At 49.6% G+C, this 26,102-nt stretch carries 22 protein-coding genes; 20 read left to right on the top strand and 2 right to left on the bottom strand.

Annotated features, from left to right (window positions below; genetic code table 11):
- Positions 1-9 precede the first annotated feature (9 nt).
- The 7 genes from BR86_RS0100720 to BR86_RS0100690 all read left to right on the top strand — a co-directional run bounded on the left by BR86_RS0100720 (position 10) and on the right by BR86_RS0100690 (position 8,889).
- A complete protein-coding gene (locus BR86_RS0100720; protein ID WP_031471103.1) occupies positions 10-771 on the top strand; it encodes a carboxymuconolactone decarboxylase family protein in 762 nt (253 codons plus the stop codon).
- A 314-nt stretch (positions 772-1,085) separates the two neighbouring features.
- A complete protein-coding gene (locus BR86_RS0100715) occupies positions 1,086-1,667 on the top strand; it encodes a hypothetical protein (RefSeq protein ID WP_031471102.1) in 582 nt (193 codons plus the stop codon).
- 29 nt (positions 1,668-1,696) lie between these two features.
- The gene (locus BR86_RS0100710) at positions 1,697-3,853 is read left to right on the top strand and encodes a cysteine peptidase family C39 domain-containing protein (RefSeq protein WP_031471101.1); all 2,157 of its coding nucleotides are present in this window, start codon (positions 1,697-1,699) and stop codon (positions 3,851-3,853) included.
- 7 nt (positions 3,854-3,860) lie between these two features.
- Positions 3,861-6,038: an ATP-binding cassette domain-containing protein gene (locus tag BR86_RS0100705; protein ID WP_051684486.1), complete on the top strand. Its 2,178-nt coding sequence runs from the start codon at positions 3,861-3,863 to the stop codon at positions 6,036-6,038.
- An 18-nt stretch (positions 6,039-6,056) separates the two neighbouring features.
- Positions 6,057-6,227, top strand: a complete 171-nt coding sequence (locus tag BR86_RS15880; RefSeq protein WP_154661354.1) for a hypothetical protein — start codon at positions 6,057-6,059, stop codon at positions 6,225-6,227.
- Positions 6,228-6,340: 113 nt separating this feature from the next.
- On the top strand, positions 6,341-6,493 hold the full coding sequence (locus tag BR86_RS15875) for a hypothetical protein (RefSeq protein WP_154661353.1): 153 nt from the start codon (positions 6,341-6,343) through the stop codon (positions 6,491-6,493).
- Between the two features lie 176 nt (positions 6,494-6,669).
- Positions 6,670-8,889, top strand: a complete 2,220-nt coding sequence (locus BR86_RS0100690; protein ID WP_161767251.1) for a clostripain-related cysteine peptidase — start codon at positions 6,670-6,672, stop codon at positions 8,887-8,889.
- A gap of 212 nt (positions 8,890-9,101) precedes the next feature.
- On the opposite strand, the gene BR86_RS0100680 is transcribed toward BR86_RS0100690, so the two are convergent.
- Positions 9,102-10,877: a S41 family peptidase gene (locus BR86_RS0100680; protein WP_031471098.1), complete on the bottom strand. Its 1,776-nt coding sequence runs from the start codon at positions 10,875-10,877 to the stop codon at positions 9,102-9,104.
- Between the two features lie 204 nt (positions 10,878-11,081).
- Positions 11,082-11,273 carry a hypothetical protein gene (locus tag BR86_RS15865; RefSeq protein ID WP_154661352.1) on the bottom strand — a complete coding sequence of 64 codons (192 nt, stop codon included), beginning with the start codon at positions 11,271-11,273 and terminating at the stop codon, positions 11,082-11,084.
- 93 nt (positions 11,274-11,366) lie between these two features.
- Between BR86_RS15865 and BR86_RS0100675 the strand changes: the two genes are divergently transcribed.
- The 13 genes from BR86_RS0100675 (at position 11,367) to BR86_RS0100610 (ending at position 26,046) form a co-directional block, all read left to right on the top strand.
- A complete protein-coding gene (locus BR86_RS0100675) occupies positions 11,367-11,879 on the top strand; it encodes an O-acetyl-ADP-ribose deacetylase (RefSeq protein WP_031471097.1) in 513 nt (170 codons plus the stop codon).
- Between the two features lie 18 nt (positions 11,880-11,897).
- Positions 11,898-12,491, top strand: a complete 594-nt coding sequence (locus BR86_RS0100670; RefSeq protein WP_031471096.1) for a class I SAM-dependent methyltransferase — start codon at positions 11,898-11,900, stop codon at positions 12,489-12,491.
- A gap of 3 nt (positions 12,492-12,494) precedes the next feature.
- The gene (locus tag BR86_RS0100665; RefSeq protein WP_031471095.1) at positions 12,495-13,604 is read left to right on the top strand and encodes an HNH endonuclease domain-containing protein; all 1,110 of its coding nucleotides are present in this window, start codon (positions 12,495-12,497) and stop codon (positions 13,602-13,604) included.
- Positions 13,605-13,789: 185 nt separating this feature from the next.
- Entirely contained in the window at positions 13,790-14,560 is a 771-nt protein-coding gene (locus tag BR86_RS0100660; protein WP_031471094.1) for a tRNA threonylcarbamoyladenosine dehydratase, read from the top strand.
- Positions 14,561-14,622: 62 nt separating this feature from the next.
- On the top strand, positions 14,623-15,774 hold the full coding sequence (locus BR86_RS0100655) for a PP-loop family protein (RefSeq protein WP_031471093.1): 1,152 nt from the start codon (positions 14,623-14,625) through the stop codon (positions 15,772-15,774).
- A gap of 181 nt (positions 15,775-15,955) precedes the next feature.
- The gene (locus BR86_RS0100650; protein ID WP_081843940.1) at positions 15,956-16,738 is read left to right on the top strand and encodes a 5'-methylthioadenosine/adenosylhomocysteine nucleosidase; all 783 of its coding nucleotides are present in this window, start codon (positions 15,956-15,958) and stop codon (positions 16,736-16,738) included.
- 153 nt (positions 16,739-16,891) lie between these two features.
- Complete coding sequence (locus tag BR86_RS0100645) at positions 16,892-17,329, top strand: flavodoxin (protein WP_031471091.1); 438 nt, start codon at positions 16,892-16,894, stop codon at positions 17,327-17,329.
- 62 nt (positions 17,330-17,391) lie between these two features.
- Positions 17,392-17,904: a nitroreductase family protein gene (locus BR86_RS0100640; protein WP_031471090.1), complete on the top strand. Its 513-nt coding sequence runs from the start codon at positions 17,392-17,394 to the stop codon at positions 17,902-17,904.
- 267 nt (positions 17,905-18,171) lie between these two features.
- Positions 18,172-18,807 carry a methylated-DNA--[protein]-cysteine S-methyltransferase gene (locus BR86_RS0100635; protein WP_031471089.1) on the top strand — a complete coding sequence of 212 codons (636 nt, stop codon included), beginning with the start codon at positions 18,172-18,174 and terminating at the stop codon, positions 18,805-18,807.
- 202 nt (positions 18,808-19,009) lie between these two features.
- The gene (locus tag BR86_RS0100630; RefSeq protein WP_031471088.1) at positions 19,010-20,809 is read left to right on the top strand and encodes an ABC transporter ATP-binding protein; all 1,800 of its coding nucleotides are present in this window, start codon (positions 19,010-19,012) and stop codon (positions 20,807-20,809) included.
- Positions 20,810-22,555, top strand: a complete 1,746-nt coding sequence (locus tag BR86_RS0100625; RefSeq protein WP_031471087.1) for an ABC transporter ATP-binding protein — start codon at positions 20,810-20,812, stop codon at positions 22,553-22,555.
- A 159-nt stretch (positions 22,556-22,714) separates the two neighbouring features.
- Positions 22,715-24,274 (top strand): response regulator, encoded by a 1,560-nt coding sequence (locus BR86_RS0100615; protein WP_161767249.1) that lies wholly within the window; start codon positions 22,715-22,717, stop codon positions 24,272-24,274.
- A complete protein-coding gene (locus BR86_RS0100610; RefSeq protein ID WP_031471085.1) occupies positions 24,271-26,046 on the top strand; it encodes a sensor histidine kinase in 1,776 nt (591 codons plus the stop codon). Before BR86_RS0100615 ends, BR86_RS0100610 begins: the two co-directional genes overlap by 4 nt.
- Positions 26,047-26,102: the final 56 nt, after the last annotated feature.

The following is a 26,102-nucleotide window of genomic DNA, read 5'->3' as shown; positions in this document are numbered from 1 at the left end:
AAAATGGCAATGAGAGAGAAAATAGTCCAGACAGCGGGACGAGATCAGCTCGGTGAGTTTGCGCCGATGTTTGCCCATCTGAATGATGATGTGCTCTTTGGCGAGGTGTGGAATGCAGAAGCCATTGATGTGAAGACCAAATGCATCATTACGGTCGTTGCTCTAATGGCATCGGGGATCACGGATTCCTCTCTGACATACCATCTTCAGAATGCGAAGGCGCATGGAGTCAGCAGGGAAGAAATGGCAGCGATCATAACCCATGCCGCGATGTATGTTGGCTGGCCGAAGGGCTGGGCGGTATTCCGCCTTGCAAAAGAAGTATGGAAGGAAGAAGTGCCGGAGCTCACGGAGAAGGACAGATACCAGAATACGATCTGTTTTCCGATCGGCGAGTCAAATCCTTACGGACAGTTCTTTGTAGGACAGAGTTATCTTGCTCCTGTTTCAACCGAGCAGGTTGCGGTGTTCAATGTGACCTTTGAGCCCGGATGCAGAAACAACTGGCATATTCATCACGCAAAGACCGGCGGCGGTCAGATGCTTATTTGCATCGGCGGAAGAGGTTATTACCAGGAGTGGGGAAAAGAAGCCGTTGCGATGACTCCGGGTACGGTGATCCATATTCCCGCGGAAGTAAAACACTGGCATGGAGCGGCACCGGACTCCTGGTTTTCTCATCTTGCGGTTGAAATTGACGGGGAAGAAACAGCCAATGAGTGGTGTGAACCTGTGTCAGAAGAAGAGTATTCTAAGGCTGCAGAGCGGTAACGCGCAAAGTCCGCGGGGCTCCCCTCAGGACTGAGGGGATGGGGAGCCGAAGTCCGCTTGCGGACTTTGTTCGAAAACGGAAGAAGGAAACGGAAGCGTCAGTCTGTGTTTGTAACAAAGCACCGGTCTGGCGCTTTTTTTGCGACCGGTTAAGCCTTTGGAATCGATCGGGCAGTGCACAGCATACAATATCGGGCGGAAAGTTTTCGTAAAATTGGTTATTTTTATTTTTGTTTTTAGAAAATGTGATTTACAATAGAATAAAGAAAATAATGTATTTTCCGGCAGTTTGTATGTGAAATGGGAGGATCGCGATGAAGTTATCCGGCAAGAATCTGGGAAAATCCCCTGAGAAAATAACGAATTATATACCCGTGGCGACTCCGTCCATATGGCTTTCCATCGCCACACTGCTGGTCTTTCTGGGGGTGGTACTGATATGGGGGAATGTCGGGAGAGTACCGTTAAAGCTGACAACTACCGGCGTTGGATATAATTACGATCACCGGACAGAAAAGGACGAGTTAACCGAAGCGATGATTGAAAGCGGAGATTACGACGTCGATACTTTTCTGTGTCTCGTGAATCCGAATCAGATAACGGGCGAGATCATTCACGACAAGCCGGTTAACGTGATTCTCAGAGACGGCAGGAGAATCAGGGGACGTACGGAGCTGGTCTACACGGTACCGTTGAATTCCAAAGAAGTGATGAAGACGTTGGAGGAATTGAACTTTACAACGGATTGGGAGCAGAAAAGCCTTGACCTGGGGGATTACAGATACATAGTGGATGTGACGATCGATGAGAAACTGCCGGTCATGTCATACGGAGAGCCGGCAGAGATCGTGATCGAATATGATACCGTTCCGCCGATTCATTATCTGTTCCGATAGATTATCCCAATGCCTGCAGAGGAAGTGCGATGAAAAGAAAAAAAGTCGTGAGCACGCCGGTCATTCTCCAGATGGAGGCGCTGGAATGCGGCGCAGCCTGCCTGGCGATGATACTTGCATATTATAAATCCTGGATTCCGCTGGAGAAGGTAAGGAGCGACTGCGGTGTATCAAGAGACGGCAGTAAAGCGCTGAATATCGTCAAGGCGGCGCGTAATTACGGATTTGAGACCACGGTAAAAAAATATACTCCCGAAAGGGTCGTCGAGGCAGGCCGTTTTCCATGCATCGTCTGGTGGGAAGAACAGCATTTTGTGGTTTTAAACGGCTTCAAAAACGGAACGGCGTTTTTGAATGACCCTGCCTATGGGAAGGTAAGAATTCCCTATGAAGAATTTGTAAACTCGTATTCCGGATTGTATATCTATATGGAACCGGCCAAAGACTATGTTCCCCAGGGGGCAAAAAAGAGTGCGCTGAGATTTCTTGCAGGCAGAGTCAGAGAGCATAAGACCGGTTTCGGACTGATTACGCTGACGGCGCTTATCGTAGCTGTTTGCGAAGTGGTGGTGCCCGTGTTTTCGGACATTTATGCGAGCAGGGTTTTGGAACTCAATGACAGGGAAGCGCTGACAGGGCTTCTCTTCGCTTTTGGAATTACCGGAATATATCATCTTCTGATGGGCGGGATCAATGTAATTGTCAGCTGCAGAACCATGGGAAAGCTGGCGATTACTTCCAATATCAGGTTTATCCGGACCATTCTGGGACATCCGCTGGATTTTTTTGCGCAGCGAATGTCCGGAGATCTGACAGAGAGACAGACCGAGAATGATGTTGTTGCCAGAATACTGACCGGGACCTTCGCACCGCTGGTCATACAGATTGTGTTTCTTGCGGTTTATGCAGGAATCATGCTTCGATACAGTGTGATTCTGACAGCAGTAGGAATACTGGCCGTCTGTGCTGATTTTTGCGCAGCATGGCTTACCAATGCGAAGAGAACCGATGCTCTGCGTGTCACCAAAAGAGATGAAGGCAAGGTGGAAGGGGTAACCGTCATGGGCATTTCCATGATCGAGACCATCAAAGCCAGTGGAGCGGAAAACGGCTTTTTTGAACAATGGTCCGGAAATTATGCATCCTATCTCACGAGCAGATCCCGGTTTACCGAGGTGAACCGGATTTTGTCGCCATTGCCGGAACTCGTGGAAAGAGCCGCGCTGGCGGTGTGCATCTCCGCCGGGGCCGCACTCATTATGACCGGCAGAATAACGGAAGGCAGCTTTGTCGCAGTGTATGGTCTGTTAAACGGTTTTTTCAGACCGGTCGAAAAGCTTCTTGAGTCGCAGGAAGATATCCAGGAGATGAGCTCTGATATGGAGCGGATAGACGATGTCATAAACTATCCTGCAGAGAAAACTCCTGAAAAAATATCCGGGAAGGAACTGGAGAAGGCGGAAAAACTGATTGGAAGCATAAAAATAGAGAACGTGACCTTTGGATATTCAAAACTCAGCGAGCCGCTGATTGAGGATTTTTCACTGGACATTGAAAAAGGCAGCAGGATCGCAATCGTTGGCGGTTCGGGTTCCGGAAAATCCACGCTGGCAAAGCTCCTGACCGGATTGTACCGGCCATGGAACGGGAAGATCACCTTTGACGGAAAAACCATAGATGAAATACCAAGAGAGATCTTTCTGGCATCGGTGGCCATGGTGGATCAGGATCAGGTGATGTTCGAGGATTCGATTGGCAATAACATAAAGATGTGGGATGAGACCATTGAGGATTTCGACATGATCCTTGCTGCCAGAGATGCGGGAATCCATGAGGATATCATAAGCAGAAAAGGCGGATATAATTCCATGCTTCTGGAAAACGGAAGAAATCTATCCGGCGGACAGAAGCAGAGACTTGAGATTGCGAGGGCACTTTCCGCGGAACCGTCCATCCTGATTCTGGATGAGGCGACCAGCGCGCTGGATGCCAGGACGGAATTTGAGGTTGCCAGGTCGATATCCCAGAGAGGAATCACCTGCATCATTATCGCACACCGATTGTCTACCATCCGGGACTGCGACAGAATCATTGTCCTTGATGACGGAGAAATCGTTGAAACAGGGACTCATGAGGAGCTGTTGGCAAAAGAGGGATATTACAGTCGGCTCGTCAGGACGGAATAGGTGAGAAATGTCTATTTTTGGTGAACAGTTTTTAGCAAGAAGAAATCGTGATCAGATCGATCTGGACAATGCGCTTCAGGATGTTTATGAGGCTGTGACCGGCAGAGAAAGCATACGTTACAGCATCAACTCTGATGAGCAGGTCAGAAAAGAATTAGAGAGAATCTGTTTTTATCTGGGAGTAAGGGCCGATCAGGACGTTCCGGAATACAATGATCTGGAGGATATGCTGGATTATATCACGCGGCCTTTTGCTATCATGCGCAGACATATCCTTTTGACACATCACTGGTGGAAAAACGGAGACGGACCGCTGCTGGTATCCAAAAAGGACAGCGATGAGCTTCTGGCGCTTATTCCGGGACGGCTTGGCGGATATTATTATACGGACTTTCGATCGAATAAAAAAATAAAATTAGACCGTCATAATGCAGGAGAATTTGAAAAAGAGGCAATCTGTTTTTATAAACCGCTGCCGCTTTCCTCCTTATCCGCAAATGAGCTTACCGGGTTGCTTTTTAAGAACATGGCGGCGGCGGATCTGGCCATGCTTGTTCTCAGCGGGATCGGGATTGTGGGAGTCTCGCTCCTGATCCCGTTTGCCACAAAAATGGTCTTTGAATATGTGATACCGACAGGAGCGATGACACTTGTCGGATCCTTTTCCTTTCTTTTGATCAGTTCGGCAATGGTAGCCTATATCATCGCGGTGATAAAACAGGGATATGCAGACAGAGTAAAGGTGAGGATGGAGGTCTATCTGACTCATGGAGTGATGGGGAGAATGATAAACTTTCCGACATCCTTTTTTGCCTCGAAATCAACGGGAGAATTATACCGGGTATTCGACAACCTGCGGGAGATCCCGCAAATACTGATCGATTCGGTGATTGTGCCGATAATTGATATAAGCCTGGCCATGCTTTTTATCATACAGATAGCAGTGATCGTACCCGAACTGCTTGTTCCTGCGGTCATCACTGTTCTGCTTCAGTTTGTCTGCATGGCGATCGGTACCTTCCAGGCATATGGACTGCTGAACATTGAGCTGCAGCAGGACAGAAAGATTCAGGGACTGGCGATATCCGTATATGAGGGTATTCAAAGGATAAAACTGAGCGGCAGCGAATCCAGAATCATGGCGAAATGGGCCGGACTGTACAGTAAGAAGGCGAAGGTTGCCTACCCCGCGGTTTTTCCGGTGAGATTTCAGACGGAAATGATTGCGTTCATCTCAATGATGGGGATGCTTGCCGCCTTTTATAAAGGGTTTACGGATAACATATCGATCTCCCAGTTTGTCGCTTTTGTCGCCGCGTTTGGAATGCTCACGGGAAGTATCACCGCGTTTTCGAACAAGAGTAAGGATGTCATAAAGCTAAAACCTGTTCTGAAAATGTCAGATGAGATTCTGAAAGAGTGTCCGGAGGTATCGAAGGAAAAGCTGATCGTGGATCATTTGAGCGGAAAGATCGAAGTGAAGGATCTGACGTTCCGGTACGGAAGGGATCTGCCGCTCATACTGGATGGCGTAAGTTTCACCGTTCATCCGGGGGAGTATGTAGCGATCGTCGGGAAAAGCGGCTGCGGCAAGTCTACACTCGTTCGAATCTTTATGGGATTCGAAAAAGCGGTCTCGGGCAGTGTGAGCTACGATGATATCGATGTCGAACGAATCGATCCGCGGTCACTCAGGCGCAGCATCGGCGTGGTAATGCAGAGCGGGAATCTGTTTTATGACAGTATCTACCGGAATATAGCCATTTCCGCTCCGGGTCTCAGCATGGAGGAAGCCTGGGAGGCGGCAGAAAAAGCCGGAATAGCCGAGGATATCAGGAATATGCCGATGAAGATGAAGACTCTTATTCCGCAGGGAGGCGGCGGTATATCCGGAGGGCAGAGACAGAGAATCATGATCGCCAGGGCATTGGCGGCAAAGCCGAATATTCTGATTTTTGATGAGGCCACAAGTGCTCTTGACAACATCACGCAGAAAGTGGTGCAGGATTCGCTGGATCAACTTAACTGTACCCGGATCGTCATAGCGCACAGGCTTTCGACCATACAGAACTGCGACAGGATACTGGTTCTTGATAAAGGCAGGATCATTGAGGAAGGCAATTATCAAGAACTGCTGAAGAAAGGCGGTTTTTTTGCAAATCTTATAAAACGGCAGCAATTATAGCAGTGAAAGGAGGTAAACATGGGCAAAGAAGAAAACAAGGAAGTAAAGGAAACAGCAGAGGTAACGGAAGATGTAAAAGAAAACACCATATCCCAGGACGAGGATGTAAATGATGAAGAGCTTGAAGCTGCTTCCGGTGGATTTAATACATTATCCGGGATCCGTGATAAGAACCGAACAGACCGTTGACAGACAGGATCAATTGTGAGAAAGGAGATAAAGTTTGAAAGTAAACTTTCAAACTTTGATTGACGGCTCAAATAGACAAGCAAGCTTGTCTGCTTGAGCCTGGAGGACAAAACATGAATAAAGAAGAGAAGAAAGTAACGGAAGAGGCAACCGAAGAAGTAAAAGAAACTCCGGAATCTCAGAGCGAAGAGGTAAGTGACGAGGAACTTGAAGCCATCTCCGGCGGAAAATCCGGAATCCGGGATAAGAACAGAGCGGACAGCTGATTTTAGGAAAAAGGTCTCTTTGCGGTATGCAGGGGGACCTTTTTGTAAAGGACGACATGAATAAACTTACGCTGATGTTATATATAGTTGGAGGAAATCTCGAGAGGCGGGGGCTTGTCTATACGAGGACTTTACTGCAGGTAATGCGGGGAATATCCGGTTATAAGACAGACAAGGTGGCGATTCTTGCAGAGACAGGAGGAAGCTGTCTTGATCCGCGGTGCACCGTGACAGGCGGTGTAGAAGATGAAGCGCGAGAGCGATACAGGGAACGGAAACAAAACCTGATGGACCGGCTGGCGGAAAAAGCGGCAAACGGCAGCATTGCATCGGCCGAGAACCTCGCAAGGCTCAAAGTTCTGGATCGGATTTCCTGGGATAAAAATGAGAGGTGGAAAATAGAAGAGAATGCGATTGTTCCCTTGCAGTCATCTCCCCAAAAAGAAGGGCTTGTTCTGATGACGGAAAAAGACGAAGAGGGTAATGTGATTGAACTTAGGGATTTGATCACGGAAGCGGTAACGTCTTATCCGGCCGAGCAGTATGCACTGATCATATGCGGACACGGCGGCGGCCCTTTATGGGGATTCGGGGAGGATGAGAGAAATGATGATGACATGATCATTTCCGCGGATCTCTGCAGGATGATGCCGGTGATCCGAGGATTGCTCGGCGGGAAAAAACTTGCGTTTGTCGGTTATAACAGCTGCAGGATGTCGCACATAGAAGCGGTAACCGCCTGGGCGGAAGGTGCCCGGAACATGGTGGCGTCCGAGGGGGATGAACAGGGCATCGGATGGATGAGAGCAGAAATGATCGGAACACTTCTTAAGGCGTGTCAGGAATACGATTCAGAGATTACAGACGATGTTTTTGACCATAGAATCTTTCCTGAGTTACTGGAGGAGATTTATCGGAACATCTATAAACGTGAGGAGTGTATTTTGACCGTCCTCGATCTCAGGGACGACAAAATCGATGGATTTAAGGAAGCTTTTCAGGATTTTTCCGGAGCGCTTGCCGGAAGATTTCAGGAAAAACCGATGGAAGTTTACCGGCTCTTATCCGGTATCAGGAATCAATCGCAGCGGATCGATGAATACAGCATTGATCTCGGACTTTGGGCGAAGAATCTTGTGAATACGGCGTATTTTCGTGACGATTCATCCATCGTCCGAAAATATGAGAAACTGGAAGAGAGCATCCGGAATCTGACCCGGAAACGCTATGCTTCCGCAGAACTCTTCCCGAAGGATATATCCGGAATATCGCTGTTTTTTCCGGATTCCGACTCGACTACGGATAACTCAAACTTTGAGAAATATCTTTTCAGCCACAGAGTGAGTCATAAAGATGGATTCCGGACCTGGCCTTTTCACGGTTACGCGTCAGGACTGGAACCGCCCAAAGACCGGGAGGAAGCGGAGGATTTCTGCCCCGAATACGATTATCTTAAAGACGGATACTGGAAACTTGCCGCGCTGCATAATGCCATGCGGGAAGCGGGCAGACTTAAAGAAAACCGGGAAAATGATACCGCAGAACTTTGTGACAGAATAAGCCGGGAATTATTTCTGTGCGGCCAGGCCGGTCTGCTGTCAGAGAGAAAACGATTGGAACTGGCAGAGGAGATACGAAAGGACCGGGAAGGCATCTTTGAGAAGAATGTGGTAGTCCGATACATTTACGAAGGTGAGGAGGGCCGGTATTCGCGAAACAGAGGACTTGGTTATCTGAAGGATGTCAGGCGGGGAGCGGACGGACAGGAGACGGATGGTCAGAACACGGTCCGACGGGAGCCGGATCGTCCGGAGGCATTCCCCCGGGAGGCAGATTGTCCGGAGGTATTCCGACAGGAAGCGGATAAAATGGATCGGGGGTTCCGATGGTTCTCTGCCCAGGACGGCAATTCGGAATTTCTGATTCCTATATATGGGACAGAAGGCGGGGACGTCTTTGACGGCTGTGTTACGATCCTGACGCCGGTTCTGATCGATCAAAGAATGCATATGCTCGCCATCCGGTTTGAAGAAGGAGCAGCGCGTGGACGGGTGAAAGGCTATTACCGGTATCATTTTCCATATGACAGGATCACACATTATATAAGCGGTGACGGGGATCTGGAAGGAAAAGAGATATCGTTCCTCGGTTCGGTATCGGAGGGCGTCCGATATGAAATGGCATTCGAGGATGAAGCGCCGGAACGATTTGTAATAGGATCTTTTTTGTATGGAAAAAATACCGCTTTTGTAAGAGGGAAAATGGATACCGCAGCGGATTATGGTCAGTATGAAACGGTAAAGGTAATGCGTTACTGGAGAGATGTGTTTGGAAACCGGATGCAGATGTGGGAAAATGATCTTAAGCCGGCGGAACGGGAATCTTTACTTTTTTGAGTCTGAAGGCCTGAAATCTTTATTTTTAATATCGCTTTTGATAAAAGAAGTAAAGATTTCAGGAGGTGGGTCAATGATCTCATATGAGGGTCTGGAAAAGCCACTGAAAGAAAAGGGGATCAGAAAGACTGAGCTGTCAACTCAGCTTGGTCTGTCTACCGGAACCATAGCGAAGCGTGACAGCTCATGAGATCAGGAACATTACCCCCTGTTTACACCAGTCCGTTGATATAATCCGTCAGTTTTTTCCGGTCATAGAAATCCGCGATTTTGCTGATGGGATAATCCGGTGTCGCTCCACGGTCAATATCATAGAATGATCCGTTCTTGAACACGCTCATCCGCTTGCTTCCCGAAATCTGGACAGCACATCCATACGCGGTGGATAACGGCTGAACCGTGCACGAGCCGCCTCCTGAAGTTCTCCCCAGAAGTGTAATATGCGGTGAATACACAAAAGCACTCGGAACGAAATTACCGCAGGAGAAGCTGACGGGGGACGTGATACAATAAAGGTTAAGACCTTTTCCGGCAAGGGTGTCATTTTCATCAAATACGCCGTCCCGGTTCGTATCGATGCGATACTTTAAGGTTGTGGTCGCCCCGGTCAGGGTATTGATGGTGTTCATTTCCCCGGTTCCGAGATACGTCCCTATTACGTAAGATGCCGATGCGCAGGCACCGCCACCGTTGAGTGAAAGATCCAGCACCACGTTTTTGACAGGGCTTCCCGGCCGCAGGATCTTTTCGCAGGCATACTGCATAAGCCGAATGGTATCCGACAGCTCATCCTCTTTGGGCTGAGTCGTATAATCGATTTCTCTGCTCGGATCCGTAAACTCGTCAAACGTAATATACGCGGTGTTTCCAACTTCCTGATACGGCGGAATTTCCTCTCCGAATGCGTTTTTTCTCGCCTCGGAAAACGCGGCTCTGTCATTTTTATAGTTTTCCTTGGATGGTCCGTAAATTCCGGCGATCTTCTCTTTTAAGTCCGACTTTGCGACCAGGTAAGAATTGTTATTGAATGAGCTGTGAAGGTCATCCAGATAGCAGGTGATGAACTCAAACATGGCCTTATCCTTCTTTAGGACATCCGTGCCCTTCAACTTCTTTTCCACCCCGATTTCCCGGAAGAACGTGTCAAAGCTCGTAATATTATGGACCTCTTTCAGTCCATACAGATGATCCAGGGCAAAACACAGTTCATTATAGGAAAATAACGCCAAATCCTCCGGTAACGTTCCTTGCGGCGCTGCCTTATAGTACTCCGCTTCCATATCTCCGTACAGATCATTTGTCAGAAATACGGCTTCTCCGTTGTATACCGTAAAAAGGTTACTGTAGGAAAGAATGACGTCGCTGAAAGTCTGCAGCGGGATGTAATAGTTGTCGCCATTCCGAACAAGATCAATGTCATACTTCTTCAGATCGAATGTCTGCTCCCTGCCGTAACGGTCATTTGTAAGAGTTTCCATTTTTTCCGAGAGGGATAACACGTCCAGTGTGCCGATGTCGACCAGCGGCCCGTTCTCATCTTTGAAAAATGCATCATAATCGAAAAAGTAGATCGTATCATTCGCGAAATCAAAATCCGCAGTATATTTGGTTCCTGAAATGGTAATGATCGTGTGATCTCCGCTGTCATCTGTGGATGCCTCATATTTTCCTTTTTTCATCATTCCGAAGATATCATCCATGGAAATATAAGGGATGGAACCGTCATTCACGAAATACAGCGTCAGTTCTTTTTCGTTACTCAGATCTCCGGGATAGAATTTCACATTCTTTTCCGTTATCTTGCAGGTCCCGGATGAGTCCGATGTTCCGGTTGATCCTGCCGCATTGGATGCTTCCAATGATTCTGATGTTTCTGTTGATCCGGCCGAAGCGCTTTTTGTTTCCGTGGAAGGCAGCGCGTTTGCACATCCTCCGAGAGCCAGCGCCAGCGGGATGGTTACCGCGATGCATTTTAAGTATTTTCTCATATCAACCCTCCCCATTCTTCACCATTGTTCGAAGCCTTGGCGTTCAAACGACATCCTACTTATCATTTAAACATTATCCTCCCTGCTATTGTCAATGCAAATTGGATGAAAAAGAAGAATAATCCAATGCTTTGAAGAGGTATGTATAAATTACCTTAAATAAACGGTGTAATTATATTATATTCTGATAATCCGGGCGAAAGATTAAATTGTGAAACCAGACAGTTGTTTTCGGAACATCCTTACGATGTAGAAAAAGAGTCCCACGGCAAAGGCGGCAAAGGCGGCAAAGGCGGCAAAGGCGACAAAGGCGGCAAAGGCGGCAAAAGGCGGCAAAGGCGGCAAAGGCGGAAAAGAAGACAACGGCGGCACCTGTAAATGATGGCGTGTTTGCATAGATTGGCATCGCGGATGAAGCGAAAAAGCCGGCAGAATCGGACACCGGTCATCATGTAAATGGTATAATAGTGTATATCACATTAGGGAGGGATGACAGTGAGTCGGATTTCTTTGATACGCGGAAGTGTTGTTGAAATGAAGGTGGATGCCATTGTGAACGCGGCCAACAACAGCCTGCTGGGCGGAGGCGGTGTGGATGGCGCAATTCATCGGGCTGCCGGACCGGAACTGCTGGCAGAGTGCAGGACATTACATGGATGCGGGACCGGGGATGCGAAGATTACAAAAGCTTACAACATCCGGAATGCGAAGTATATCATCCATACGGTTGGTCCGGTTTACCGCGGCAGTAAAGAAGACGCGGAGCTGCTTGCGTCCTGTTATATCAGAAGTCTTGATCTGGCTCTGGAAAATGGCTGCGTTAGCATTGCATTTCCGGGCATTTCTACGGGGGTGTACGGATATCCGATCGATGAAGCGGCGCAGGTGTCGCTTCGGGCAATCCGAACATGGCTGGACACACATCGGGATGTTGAAATGAACGTAACGCTGTGCTGCTTTCGAGATGCGGAACTGGCCGCTTATGAGAAGCTGTTCAGATAAGGAAAGAATGAAAGCAATATGAGCGAGACAATTGACTACTATGAGAAAAATGCAAGGAGTTTTGCCGAAAGCACTGCGGATGTGGATTTTTCCGGGATGCAGGAACGGTTTCTTTCAGAACTGAAAGACGGTGCTTCCATCCTTGATTTTGGCTGTGGCAGCGGGCGGGATACCTGCTGTTTTCTGAAAAAGGGATATCGGGTTACCGCGATGGATGGCTCCGCGGAGCTGTGTTCGATCGCCGGGGAAAAAGCCGGAATTCCCGTGATACAGATGGATTTCAATGATTTTGACGAGAGGGATGCGTATGATGGGATATGGGCGTGTTCCTCCATACTACATTTGCCAAAACAGGAGCTTAAAAATGTCCTGGTTCACATGGAGCGCGCGCTCCATAAGGGCGGCATCATTTACACCTCATTCAAATACGGTGATTTTTCCGGAATGAGAAACGGAAGATTTTTTACGGATTTTACGGAGGATTCCTTTCGGGCGTTTGTTTCCGATATCGGGCAGCTGGAGATGGAGCAGCTGTGGATCACGGCCGATGTCCGTCCCGGCAGGGAAAATGAAAAGTGGCTGAACATGATTCTGAGGACGAAACGGAGATAGTGTATGGATTTTATCTTACCGGAATCAGACGGTTTACGGATTGAATATTTCGGGCATCTCTTTGATAACACCAGTGAGTGCTATAAGATGTTCTGGTTTCAGGTGATTGTAGAGAAAATCCTTGCGGGACAGACGTCGGCCAGCTTTGGGGAGATTATTGATGAGATGATCACCGATGCCTGGTATATGGTAGCAGAGTATCATTTGAATCTCGGCCCGAGAGATAATCTGGAATATGCGGTCAACCGGCTGGTGGAAATTTCCGGCTTCCGGGCTGCAGAGGACAAAGCGGCACTGCTTCAGTATATCCGGAACTGCAAGGATCCGGAGGTGCTGCGATATAAAAAGATACTGACGGCGAATGTACCGTATCGTCTTCAGGCTCCATTTCTGGATTTCAAGGCGGATGACTGGAATGTGGGAAAGAGGCAGCTGATCGATCGGATCAACGCCTATTACAGCCTGATCTATAAATTTGATTCGCTGGACGGGCTGAATACAAAGATTCATTTCGATGAGAGATGGAGTGAGTACATCGTCAGAAATCAGGTCATCATTAAAGGATGGCTGAAATATAGCCTTGTGGAGTATCTTCAGAGAAGAAACCCGAATGTTCCGGGCGTGATCAATAAGCTTTATCCGCCGCAGGAACGGAAGCTGGAGGATATACAGAAGTACTGGAAGCTGATCATGACGGTTAAGCCTGTGGTGGAAATATACGGAAATGGAGAACTCACGGACAGGGACATTTCCATCGATCATTTTGTGCCGTGGTCGTATGTGGCAAATGATGAGATATGGAATCTTCATCCGACCACAAAGAGCATCAATTCCGCAAAGAGCAATCATCTGCCGCGTTGGGAGGTGTATTTTAAAAAACTCGCCGGATTGGAGTATCTGTCATATCAGCTGATGTGGCAGTCTGAGAGGATTCGCAAAGAATTTGAACAGATTAAGAGGAAACATTTGAATTCTCCGCTTGTAGAAGGAAGATTGTATACACCGAACCTGTCCCGAGAAGAATTCGGCGCCAGACTGTCGGAAATCGTGCTTCCGGTATATCAGTCTGCAAAAGCGGCCGGGTTCCGGGAGTGGGAGTATACCGCAGAGTGAGTATACCGCAGAGTGAATATACTGCAGAGTGATTATGCCGCAGCGCAAAATGCCACCTTTGCGGAGGCGACGAAGAGTATTGAACCATTGACCCCGTCCCTACAGCTCATTTTTCTGATTGACATTGAATAAGACTGCTTATATTATAAAACCTATTGAACTTGTAGGTATGAGGGGCAGAAAAAATGTTAAATGAGTTTTCAAGAACACAGCTCTTGTATGGAAAAGAAGCCATGGATGAACTTGCGCAGTGCAGGGTGGCAGTGTTTGGAATTGGCGGAGTAGGCGGCTATGTGGTTGAGGCGCTTGCCCGGTCCGGCATCGGAGCATTGGATCTTATTGATGATGATAAAGTATGTCTTACAAATATAAACCGGCAGATTCTCGCAACAAGAAAAACCATCGGTAAATACAAAGTGGATGTTGCAGAAGAAAGGATACATGATATCTCGCCGAAGTGCCAGGTACGGACATATAAGACGTTTTATCTTCCGGAGACGCAGGACCAGTTTGACTTCAGGGATTATGACTACGTTGTTGACGCGATTGATACGGTGACCGGGAAACTGACCATTATTGAAAATGCAAAAAACCATAATGTGCCGGTTATTTCTTCCATGGGTGCGGGCAATAAGACGGATCCCAAAAGATTTGAAGTGGCAGATATCTATGAGACTTCGGTATGTCCGCTTGCGAAAGTCATGCGTCATGAATGCAGAAAAAGAGGGATCGATTCATTAAAAGTAGTCTATTCAAAGGAAAAACCGATACGTCCCTTTGAAGATATGTCCATTAGCTGCAGACAGCACTGTATATGTCCTCCGGGAACGGCCCGGAAATGCACCGAGAGAAGAGATATTCCCGGCTCCACAGCTTTTGTTCCGTCCGTTGTGGGGCTGATCATTGCAGGAGAAATTATTAACGATCTTGCAGACGTTGTTCATGATTTTTCCTGAACCATGGAGACTGAGTTGCGAAAATGTTGGAAAACGGAACTGATATATGGAGTTGGTAGACGATGCGATACACCAGACAGATTGAGGAAATGGTCTCTGATCGCAGAGACAAACAGATCATAGACATACGAAGTGAATCAGAGTTCCTGCAGGGTTCGTTCCCGGGGGCGGTCAACGTTCCTTTCGAGGAGTTCGATTCTCATATCGATGAGCTGAAAAAAGATGTTCCCATTTATCTGATCTGCTATTCGGGAAAGCACTCTATGGATATATGCGAAGAACTGGCTCCAAAAGGATATGAGATTTACAGCATTCAGGGAGGAATATACAGCTGTTATCTGTATCTTATGAACAGTCAGTTCCCGGATGATGAAACGGTTGAGTCGAAATGTCAGAACATAGAGAGAAGCATTATTAAAAAATTCCGGAAGGGAATCTGGAGTCAGTTCACCAAGGCGATATCCACCTACGGGCTCATAAAAGACGGCGATAAAATCGCGGTGTGCATTTCAGGCGGAAAAGATTCGATGCTCATGGCAAAGCTGTTCCAGGAACTTTCCAGGCATGGAAAAACGAACTTTGAAGTTGTGTATATGGTCATGAATCCGGGCTATAACCGGATGAACTATGAGACCATTCTCAGCAATGCAAAGCTCATGAAAATTCCGATCACGGTATTTGATTCCGACATATTTGATGTTGTGGATTCGGTGAAAGGATCCCCCTGTTATCTGTGTGCCAGGATGAGGCGAGGATATCTGTACAGCAAGGCCAGGGAACTTGGCTGCAATAAGATTGCGCTTGGACATCATTATGACGATGTAATCGAAACGATCATGATGGGAATGTTATACGGAGGCCAGATCCAGACGATGATGCCCAAGCTCCACAGTACCAATTTTGAGGGAATGGAACTGATCAGGCCGTTATATTTGATCCGGGAAGAAGAGATCAAAAAATGGAGAGACTACAATAATCTCACCTTTATCAACTGCGCATGCAGACTTACGGAAAGCTGTGCCAGCTGCGGAGGAACAGAAAAGGGCAGCAAAAGAGCGGAAATCAAGAGTATCATTGCGGAATTAAAGGAGAGAAGTCCCTTTATCGAAGCGAACATTTTCAAAAGTGTGGAAAATGTCCATCTTGGCACCGTTATTTGTTACAAGACATCGGATGGAAAGAAGCATCATTTCCTCGATGACTATGATGCATGACAAAGAATATGTGTGAATGGGCGGTTTGCAATCATTGCGGTGATTGCAGGCCGCTTTTTTTTACACGGGATGCGCACGGCAATGAGTGGAATAATTGTCAGTTTGATGGCATAATAATTTTAAGAGATACTTTGGAAAGTGGGGATGTAACCATAGAAAACGAGGTCAAAGGAGGTTGCCAATGAACAGAAAAATCATTTCTTTTTGTCTGATGCTGTCCATGTTGGTTCTTGTATTTATGCCTGTAGGATGCTCCGGCAAAACTGTATCGGAAAGAACCGGCATTATCGGTGCCATGGAAGAAGAGGTTGCTACCATGAAAGAAGCAATCACGGATCTGAAGACAACCTCTGTGGCAGGGATGGAGTTCTATGAGGGGAAACTGGATGGAGTGAATGTGGTTGTCGTGCAGTGCGGTATGGGAAAGGTAAATGCCGGAGTATGCGCAAACACGCTGATCAATAACTTCGGCTGCACGAAGATCATCAATACGGGCGTTGCAGGGTCCCTTGATCCTCAGATTAACATCGGCGATATCGTCGTTTCGACCGATGCCGTGCAGCACGACTTTACGGTGGAGGCAATCGGCTTCCAAAAGGGAGAAATCCCTTATACGGGGCAGTTTGCATTTCCAGCGGACGAAGCCATGCATAAATCGGCCGTAGAGGCGGTCCGCATATCGGCTCCGGCGGTGAAAGTATTTGAAGGCAGAGTCTGCACCGGAGACCAGTTTATTTCCTCGAAAGAACAGCGGGATAAGATCATCTCCGATTTCGGAGGCCTGTGCTGCGAGATGGAAGGCGGCGCCATTGCGCAGGTATGTTATCTGAATAAGACTCCGTTCGTCATTCTCCGTGCCATCTCCGATAAGGCCGATGAATCCGAGGAGATGAACTATGAAAAGTTTAAAGAACAGGCTGCAAAAAACTGTGCGGCGGCTGTGCGCTATATGGTTACTCACTAAAACAGAATGATTCCTTGCGAAAAGAAGAGGCAGGCCTCTGACTTGGATGTCGGGGGCTTGATTTTTTTTTAAGATGAAGTATAGTATAGGTTGTACGCAATTAAATGTTACAAAATATAGAAAGAAAATGAGTTGAGGAAAAGGAGGAAGATCATGTCAACACTCGTGACGTACTTCAGCGCGGAAGGCACGACAGCGAAAGTGGCGAAGGAATTTGCGCAGAGAATCGGAGCGGATGTTTTTGAGATCGTTCCGGAGCAGCCATATACCGCTGCAGACATCCGGTGGGTCAATCCGCTTGCGCGCTGCAACCGAGAACAGATGGGCGGCAAGGATGTTCCGGTAAAGGGAACCATTCCGGGCTTTGATAAGTATGATACGGTTTATATCGGATTCCCGATCTGGTACGGACAGGCTCCGAGAGTCGTTCATACATTTGGAAAGGGCTATGACTGGACCGGAAAGACCGTCCATGTGTTTGCTACGTCCGGCGGAAGCGGAATCGGAAAGACCGCGGAAAAACTTGCTCCATCTCTTTCCGGGGCGTCATCGGTTGATGCAAAGCTTGTGCACAGCGCGGATGAAATCTGATCGAATTGTAACGATAGAGTGGGATTCAAAGAACAAGCAACGTTTGAGAAAGGAGTTTCAGAATGGAATTCAAAGAAGTAGTAAAGAACCGGTATTCATGCAAAAAGTACAGTGACAAAAAGGTGGAGAGAGAAAAACTTCTTGCAATCCTTGAAGCAGGTCGCCTGGCACCGACTGCAAAGAATCTTCAGGAGCAGCACATCTATGTGGTGGAGTCGGAAGAGAATCTTGCCAAAATTGACAAAGCAACCCCATGCCGCTACGGTGCGTCGACGGTTCTTGTGGTGGCGTTTGATAAGAATAATGTATTCACATATCCGGGCGGCAAAAGAGATTCCGGTATTGAGGATGCGTCCATTGTGGCAACACATTTGATGCTGGCTGCAGCCGATGAAGGCGTGAACAGCTGCTGGCTCAATTTCTTTGATCCGGAAGTGCTTGCAAAAGACCTCGGTCTTCCGGAGAATGAGGAGATTCTGATGCTTCTCGACCTTGGCTATGCTGCTGAAGGAGCGGGACCGCTGGATAACCACGACAGCAGAAAAGAACTGTCTGAGACGGTAAGCTATATCTAAAGTACAATTGCCGTATTCCTGATTTCATCGCTGTTACAGGCGAAATGGTACATAATCTGTTTTCGACACTCAGGGGCCGCTTTTTGCGGCTCCATTTTTTTTATAGAAAATTTCTCCGAAATTCCCTATGAAAAAAATCGCTCCGCGGCGAGCTCGCCGAAGCCCGCTGGCAGACTTTTATTTATAGCGCAAGGGAAGAAAAAATACTATGATATCGATAGGAGAAGCGACAAAGAGAGGTTTATTTCTTCAAGAGGTGGATGACAAATGACAACAAGAGAAGAAGCACTGAAATATGGACTGGCGTTTCCGGAGACCTATACGGACCGGCCGTTCCGGGATCAAAACTGGCAGTTGGTGCGATATCATGGCAATGACAAGGCGTTTCTGTGGATATACGAGAGAAACGGATTGATCAATTTGAATGTAAAGGTTGATCCGGAAAAAGCATTCTTCTGGCGCAAGGTTTATTCATCGGTGATTCCCGGATATCATCAGAACAAGGAACACTGGAATACGATTCTTCTTGACGGCAGCATTCCGGAACGGGATGTGAAACTCATGATTGCGGAGAGCTATGACCTGATCAGTGATTCTCCGTCCAGAAGAATCTTTGAGGCGGTAAAGAAGATTCCGTACGGGCATGTCGCAACGTATTCGCAGGTTGCAGCGCTTGCGGGGGACAGGAAAATGGCCCGCGCGGTCGGCAATGCGCTGCACAGGAATCCGGATCCGGAGCATATTCCCTGCTACCGTGTGGTGAATGCGAAAGGTGAGCTGGCGGGAGAATTTGCGTTTGGCGGTCCCGGAGCACAGGAAAAACTGCTGGAAGCCGAGGGCATTGCGGTTGTGGACGGAAAGGTGGATCTTCGCCGGTATCAGTGGAAAACAGACGCAGAATAGATAAAGGATTACAGGGCGAAAGATACCGCCTTACGGTGAACATTTTAATATGATTGCAAAGGCAGCAGACCGGAAACGGGAACTGCCTTTTTTGGTATAAAAATTTATAAAAAACAATTAGCATTCCCTAACGAATGGTGTTACTATTGGTTAGGGATAACTAACAATCAGAAATTCTCATACTAAGGGGGCGTAATCAAGAATGGAGGAGAAGAAAAAAAGTGATCTTTCCGTACTGCTGGGATATGCCGGAAATTACAAGGCGCTGACATTCCTGGGACTAACATTATCGGGGATCGCCATGGTGCTCGGTATGCTGCCTTATATCTGTGTCTGGCTCGTGGCCAGGGATCTGATCGCGGTGGCACCTGATTGGGCAAAGGCGTCGGAGGTCGGCAAATACGGCTGGTGGGCATTCGGCTTTGCGATCGCCGGGATCGCCGTGTATTTTGCTGCACTGATGTGCACGCATCTGGCGGCATTCCGGACCGCGTCGAACATACGCAAACAGGGAATGGCGCATCTGATGAAAGCTCCGTTGGGATTCTTTGATTCCAACGCATCGGGACTTCTGCGAAACCGGCTGGATGGAGCGGCTTCCGAGACCGAAACTCTGCTGGCGCATAACCTTGCGGATATTGTGGGAAGTGTAACCATGTTTATCGGCATGATCGTGATCATGGTTGCGTTTGACTGGCGCATGGGGGCAGCCTGCCTTCTGGCGGCGGTGTGCTCGATTCTGGCCATGTTCACCATGATGGGCGGAAAGAACGCAAAGATGATGCAGGAATACCAGACGGCGCAGGATTATATGAGCAAGGCGGGCACGGAATATGTCCGGGGCATCTCGGTGGTAAAGGTGTTTCAGCAGACGGTATATTCCTTCCGGGCATTTCGGGAGGCGATCGAAGATTACAGTCAGAAGGCGGAGTCCTACACCATGGGCGTTTGCCAGATTCCCCAGTCGATCAATCTGACTGCGACGGAGGGCGCGTTCATTTTCATGGTCCCGGTGGCGGTGCTGATTGCACCGAAAGCGCTGGAATCCGGGAATTTTGCGCGGTTTGTGACGGATTTTGCATTCTATGCCGTGTTCTCTGCCATTGTGTCCACGGCACTGGCAAGAATCATGTTTGCGGCCAGCGGTATGATGCTGGCAAGTACGGCGCTCGGAAGAATCTCACAGGTCATGAATGCGCCGGTTCTGAATGTGACGGATCATCCGCAGGAGCCGAAAGACAACAGTATCGAATTCAGAGATGTCAGCTTCGTATATGACGGGGCGGATATCCCGGCGATCGATCATGTTTCTTTCCGGGCAGAGCCGGGGCAGACGGTCGCTCTTGTGGGACCGTCCGGCGGAGGTAAGACCACGGCCGCAAGCCTGATCCCGAGATTCTGGGACGCGACCGGCGGCTCGGTTCTGGTCGGCGGCGTGGATGTCAGGGAAATGGATCCGCGCGTTCTGATGGACCGGATCGCCTTTGTATTCCAGAACAACCGCTTGTTCAAGACGAGTATTTTTGAGAATGTGCGCGCGGCAAGGCCGGATGCGTCCAGAGAAGAAGTGCGAAAAGCATTGTCGGCGGCCCGGTGCGATGACATTCTTGAAAAACTTCCAAAAGGAATGGACACAGTCATCGGGACAGACGGAATCTACCTGTCCGGCGGAGAACAGCAGAGGGTTGCACTGGCCAGGGCCATTCTCAAGGATGCGCCGATTGTGGTACTGGATGAAGCCACCGCGTTTGCGGATCCGGAGAATGAATTCCTGATACAGAAAGCGTTTGCGGAGCTGACCAGAGGAAGAACGGTTATCATGATCGCGCATCGTCTGTCCACGGTGGTGGGAGCAGACAACATCATTGTCCTGGATCACGGCCGGGCGCTCGAATCGGGAACCCATGAGACACTGCAGCGGGCGAACGGAATGTACTCCCGTATGTGGGCGGACTATAACCGGGCTGTGAAATGGCGTATTTCGGCAGGGGAGGCGATGTAAATGTTCGGAAAAGATTTTCAGAGAAAATATGCGCTTACGGATCAGGGGATAAAGAATACCCGACAGGCAACCTTCTGGACGGTCGTGGTTAATCTGACGGTAATGGGCGGTATGGGAATTTTGTACCGGATGATGTCCATGTACATGGAGACGCTGACCGGCGGTGCGCCGCTTCCCGGAGCGGCAGTGTTCCTGCTTCTGGTCGCTGCGTTTATTCTGCTGTCATTTTTCACCCATATGCAGCAGTACAGGGCAACCTATGGGCTGGTGTACGGTGAGGTGAAAAGCGTTCGCATTTCTCTGGCAGAGCGGATGCGGAAGCTTCCGCTGGGATATTTCGGAAAACGGGATCTGGCGGATCTGACAGAGACCATCATGGGCGATGTGAACCGACTGGAGCATGTGTGGTCCCATTGTCTGGGATATCTCTACGGGTCTTACATTTCGACCGCGATCGTCGGCGTCATGCTGTTTGCGTTTGACTGGAGGCTGTCCATTGCGTGCCTGTGGGGAGTCCCGGTGGCGTTCCTACTTCTGTTCGGAAGCCGGAAGATCAATCAGCGCAATTCCGAGATCACCAAGGAAGCCGGCATTCAGGTATCGGACGGGATCCAGGAGACCATCGAGAATATCCGGGAAATCCGGGCGACAAATCAGGAACAGAAATTCCTGGATGAGCTCAACCGGAAAATCGATTACCATGAGAAGAAGATGATTTCCGGCGAGCTGTCGTGCGGGATTTTTGTCAATGCCGCCAGTGTCATCATGCGCCTTGGCGTAGCGACCACGATTCTGACGGGTGTGAAGCTGATTGCGGCCGGTCAGATCAATTTTATGGTGTTATTCATGTTCCTTCTGCTGATCACGAGAATCTATGCACCGTTTGACCAGGCGCTCGCGCTGATCGCGGAAATGCTGATGTCTCAGGTCGCGGCCGCCCGGCTGATGGAGATTTCCGATGCCGCAACAGCGGAAGGCTCCGAGACGTTTGAACCCAAGGGGCATGACATTGTGTTTGACCATGTGGGGTTTTCGTATGAGGACGAAAAGGTGCTGAAGACGGTCAGCTTTACGGCAAGAGAAGGCGAGGTGACGGCACTGGTCGGCCCGTCCGGGTCCGGCAAGAGTACCTGCGCGAGACTTGCGGCGAGATTGTGGGATATTCCGGAGGGGACCATCCGGGTCGGCGGCGTGGATATCCATTCTGTGGATCCGGAGGTATTGCTTCGGGATTATTCCGTGGTGTTCCAGGATGTGGTGCTTTTCGATGACACCGTCATGGAGAATATCCGTCTCGGCAGACATGGCGCGACGGATGAAGAGGTGATGGCGGCGGCAAGAGCAGCAAATTGCGATGAATTTGTGCAAAAGCTTCCGGACGGGTATCAGACCGCCATCGGAGAAAACGGGGCCCGGCTCTCCGGAGGCGAGCGGCAGCGGATTTCGATTGCCCGTGCGCTTCTGAAGAACGCGCCGATCGTGCTGCTGGATGAGGCGACAGCATCGCTCGATGTGGAAAATGAGACAAAGGTTCAGGAGGCTCTTTCCCGCCTTCTGGACGGAAAAACGGTTCTGGTGATTGCGCACCGCATGCGCACGGTGGAAGCGGCGGATAAGGTCGTGGTTCTTGCGGACGGTAAGGTCGCGGAGGAAGGAGATCCGGAAGAATTGCTGAAGAAACCGGACGGCTTCTTTAAGCGCATGGCAGAACTTCAGAGTGACAGCGCCGGCTGGAGGATCGCGTAAAAAAGACGGAATCCGGCACCCGGCCCTCTTTTGGAAAAGACAACGTTGATGAAATACCGGTGAATTTCCCGGCGGCTCTGCAAAAGAATTTCCTTCTTCCGGACTTTGGGGGATGGTATGATAAAAGCGGAGGAAGTTCAGCTTTGCGAGGGGGAAGGTATGAAAGCACTGATTATTGATGATGAGCCGCCGGTCATCACCGTTGTGAAACTGCTGGTCGACTGGAAAAAATATCAGATCGATACGGTTTTTGAATGCGTCTGTGCGGAGCAGGCCATGGAGGTTCTGGAAGCGGAAAGGCCGGAAATTATTCTTTCCGATATCAATCTTCCGGGATTGAGCGGTCTGGAGCTGGTGGAAAAGCTTCGAAACGGGGGAAGTGTCGCCCAGGTGATCTTTATCTCCGCCTACGATCGTTTTTCCTACGTGCAGAAAGCCATGCAGCTGGATTCCGTGGAATATCTGTTAAAACCGATCGAGCGGGAAAGCGTCAATCGGGCGGTCGAGAAAGCGGTGAGCAGGTACCGCGAGACCGCGGGGCGGAAGGAAGACGCGGAACGGCTACAGGCGCAGAATCTCTTTACGGTTTATATGAGCTCGGGGAGAAAACCGGAGCTCTTTGCTTCGTTCCGCAGTTATCTCCCGTGGGAGAGGGAACGCACGGACCGGAACTGCCGGATCGGAGTGGTGAGCTTAAGGCATCTTTCGGGGGAGAATATCGCCATTTTCCCGATTCAGGCTGCGGCGCAGGAGTTTTTATGGAAAAACCGCGCCGGAACGGCAGCAGTATGGGGGGACAGCGCGGATATTGCGCTGTTTCTTTCCGGCGGGGAAGAGGAGGACGTCCGGACATCCTGTCTTCAGCTGCTGTCGGAGATAAAAAAAGAATTCGGGCTGGTTCTTCACGCGGGGATCTCCGGAACGGTTCCCGCGCCGGACGGGATCGAAGACGCCTACCGGGAAGCGCTTGACCTTGCCGTGTCCGCGAATCTCTTTTGCGCCGAGGAGAGCGCGGAGTTCAGCCTGACACCGGTTCCGCCGGCGACCTCTGTTCTCTGGATCGAAAAGGTACTGTTCCCGGTATTGGATGAGCGGAATGAAGAACGCATCGGCAATACGGTGGCGGAGCTCTCCGGCCATCTGGAGCGGGCGGGGATTGTGACGATCCGTCAGCTGGAGAATTTCCGCGCCATGTACAACAGTCAGCGGAGCAAATGGATTCTCGCAAAACAGAAAGAACTGGGGGAAACGGTGCTTCTTCCGCAGGATTTCCGGGCATCGTTCTGCCTGCCGGACGGAAGATTTTCCAAAGAGCATTTTACCGGGGTACTGTGCGCAGACCTCCGGGCGCTCCGGGAAAAATTCCATGCGGGATCGGAGGCGGGATCCGCGTCGGAACTCTGCCGGAGAGCGCAGGCGATTCTGAAAGAAAATTATGCAGAGGACATATCTCTTGAGGATCTGGCGAGACGGCTGGGAATCAGCCAGAGCTATCTTTCCCGCACGTTCAAAAGGGAAATCGGAGCAAATCTCATCGATTATCTGACGAAGATCCGGACTGACGCTGCAGAAGAGCTGCTGAAAAGCGGAATGCGCACGTCGGATGTCGCCGCGGCGGTTGGGATTCCGGATCCGAAATATTTCAGCCGTGTATTCAAAAAGGTAAAAGGGATGTCTCCCTCCGGCTACCGTGAGTTTGCGAAGGGAGGCAGCGCGTGAAAAAATGGAGGGACTTCAGCTTTGAGGGAAAACTTACCGTCAGCATTTTCTGCGCACTGCTTCTGTGTCTTGTCACGGTGACGGCGTCCACTCAGATAATTACCCGGAGACGGTTGGAAAAACAGGCGGTGGAAAACGGGCTGATGGAAATCCGGAACAAGGCGGAGCGGCTGGAACTTCAGCTTCAGGAGATCAGCAGTGAGGCGAACGGATTCGGAGCCAATGCGGAGATCGGGCGGCTGATGCGGCAGAATACGCTGGACGCGGTGGAACGATATCGGATTACCATGTTTCTCCGCTCCATGATGTACTCGCGGGCGGGAATCGAAAAATATCAGATATATCTGCAGCTGTACCGTTCCGGGCTGAGTTTTATCCAGCGGGAGTTCGGCAGTGCTTCCGGTCACAGCCGCCATTCGATCGGCATTCCGGGAATTGTATACGGGGAGAGCCTTTACTGTTATGGGCCGCATCTCTCCAACACATACGGATTTTCACTGGAAGGAAAGGGCACGGAGGTCTATACATTTCAGCGTCGGCTCTACGATCAGGCGGAGGGAAATGCATACGGGGCGGTCTCATTTGACGTAGAAGTGGATGAAATACGCCGGATCGCCTTTCCGGACGAGGATGAGATCGGCTTTCTCACCGATCCTTACGGAATGGGGCCGGTCATCCGGCAGAATTCGGATTTTTCGGATCAGCAGGCCGAACGGATTCTGAATGCCTGCCGGAAAAACGGCTTTGGTGTCGTAAAAGAGGATAAAATGAACGGCATCGCGTTTTACAGGAAAGTCAGTGTCGGGAATCTGGAACTCAATCTGGTGAAGCTGATTCCCTATGACAGGCTGTACGCCGGAGCGCGGCAGCTGATGCTGTGGAACATTGCCCTCATTTCCTTTGGCTTTCTTGTCTGCATTCTGACAATCATGATGATTTCCCGGCGGATGACGCGCCCGATCCGGGAACTGGATCTCTGTATGAGAGATATGTCGGGCACCAAAGATCTCTCGTACCGCGTTCGGGATCATGTCCGTTATCACGATCGGGATGAAGTGGGAAGGCTGATCGATGGGACGGACCGGATGCTCGAGACGATCGAGGAAATGTTCTGCCGTCAGGAACTCCTGTCGAGAGCACAGCGGGATGCGGAATCCCGTATGCTTCAGGCGCAGATCAATCCGCATTTTCTGTACAATTCCCTTCAGAGTATTGCGTCGCTGGCGCTTCAGAACGGAGAAGATGAAATTTTTCAATATATCACTTTGCTCGGAAGCCGGATGCATTACAGCATGGATCTGGAAAAGACCACCGCGGAGCTGAAGGAAGAATTCCGGTATGTGGAAAGTTATCTGACACTTCAGAACGTACGCTTTGGAAATACCATGGAACCGGTCATCCTTTTGAGCCCTGAGGCGGAGCATATTGTGGTACCGAAGATGATTCTTCAGCCTCTGGCCGAGAATGCGGTCAAACACGGGCAGATCTGCCGACAGGCCGGCTCCTGTCTGAAAATGACGGGAGAGGTGGAAGATCATGTGCTCCGGATCGTCATGGAAGACAACGGTCTCGGGTGCGGACCGGAAAAGATGGAAGAGCTGAACCGGGAACTGGCAGAGTTAAAGCCGGAGAAGACGGAAATCCGGGGAAACCACATCGGGCTTGTGAATATTCTGCTCCGACTGCAGCTTTTCTTCCCCGGCGGCGCAACAATGAGTCTGGAAGAGCCGGACGGGGGCGGGATGCGAGTGGAGATACGGATACCGCTGTAATCAAAATAGTCCACCTTCGGGAAACAAGATATTCGGTTTTATTTTGAGGAATTGCA

This window comes from [Clostridium] aminophilum DSM 10710, assembly GCF_000711825.1.
Classification (GTDB): domain Bacteria; phylum Bacillota; class Clostridia; order Lachnospirales; family Lachnospiraceae; genus Clostridium_R; species Clostridium_R aminophilum.
This window is presented reverse-complemented; position numbering and strand designations above follow the sequence as displayed.

Bases quoted from the DNA above. Each gene is read 5' to 3' on its own strand.
- BR86_RS0100615 (WP_161767249.1), top strand. From the start codon at position 22,715: ATGAAAGCACTGATTATTGATGATGAGCCGCCGGTCATCACCGTTGTG.
- BR86_RS0100645 (WP_031471091.1), top strand. From the start codon at position 16,892: ATGTCAACACTCGTGACGTACTTCAGCGCGGAAGGCACGACAGCGAAA.
- BR86_RS0100675 (WP_031471097.1), top strand. From the start codon at position 11,367: ATGACAGTGAGTCGGATTTCTTTGATACGCGGAAGTGTTGTTGAAATG.
- BR86_RS0100715 (WP_031471102.1), top strand. From the start codon at position 1,086: ATGAAGTTATCCGGCAAGAATCTGGGAAAATCCCCTGAGAAAATAACG.
- BR86_RS0100705 (WP_051684486.1), top strand. From the start codon at position 3,861: ATGTCTATTTTTGGTGAACAGTTTTTAGCAAGAAGAAATCGTGATCAG.
- BR86_RS0100660 (WP_031471094.1), top strand. From the start codon at position 13,790: ATGTTAAATGAGTTTTCAAGAACACAGCTCTTGTATGGAAAAGAAGCC.
- BR86_RS0100630 (WP_031471088.1), top strand. From the start codon at position 19,010: ATGGAGGAGAAGAAAAAAAGTGATCTTTCCGTACTGCTGGGATATGCC.
- BR86_RS0100680 (WP_031471098.1), bottom strand. From the start codon at position 10,877: ATGAGAAAATACTTAAAATGCATCGCGGTAACCATCCCGCTGGCGCTG.
- BR86_RS0100670 (WP_031471096.1), top strand. From the start codon at position 11,898: ATGAGCGAGACAATTGACTACTATGAGAAAAATGCAAGGAGTTTTGCC.
- BR86_RS0100655 (WP_031471093.1), top strand. From the start codon at position 14,623: ATGCGATACACCAGACAGATTGAGGAAATGGTCTCTGATCGCAGAGAC.
- BR86_RS15875 (WP_154661353.1), top strand. From the start codon at position 6,341: ATGAATAAAGAAGAGAAGAAAGTAACGGAAGAGGCAACCGAAGAAGTA.
- BR86_RS15880 (WP_154661354.1), top strand. From the start codon at position 6,057: ATGGGCAAAGAAGAAAACAAGGAAGTAAAGGAAACAGCAGAGGTAACG.
- BR86_RS0100625 (WP_031471087.1), top strand. From the start codon at position 20,810: ATGTTCGGAAAAGATTTTCAGAGAAAATATGCGCTTACGGATCAGGGG.
- BR86_RS0100640 (WP_031471090.1), top strand. From the start codon at position 17,392: ATGGAATTCAAAGAAGTAGTAAAGAACCGGTATTCATGCAAAAAGTAC.
- BR86_RS0100710 (WP_031471101.1), top strand. From the start codon at position 1,697: ATGAAAAGAAAAAAAGTCGTGAGCACGCCGGTCATTCTCCAGATGGAG.
- BR86_RS15865 (WP_154661352.1), bottom strand. From the start codon at position 11,273: ATGCAAACACGCCATCATTTACAGGTGCCGCCGTTGTCTTCTTTTCCG.
- BR86_RS0100635 (WP_031471089.1), top strand. From the start codon at position 18,172: ATGACAACAAGAGAAGAAGCACTGAAATATGGACTGGCGTTTCCGGAG.
- BR86_RS0100720 (WP_031471103.1), top strand. From the start codon at position 10: ATGAGAGAGAAAATAGTCCAGACAGCGGGACGAGATCAGCTCGGTGAG.
- BR86_RS0100650 (WP_081843940.1), top strand. From the start codon at position 15,956: ATGAACAGAAAAATCATTTCTTTTTGTCTGATGCTGTCCATGTTGGTT.
- BR86_RS0100665 (WP_031471095.1), top strand. From the start codon at position 12,495: ATGGATTTTATCTTACCGGAATCAGACGGTTTACGGATTGAATATTTC.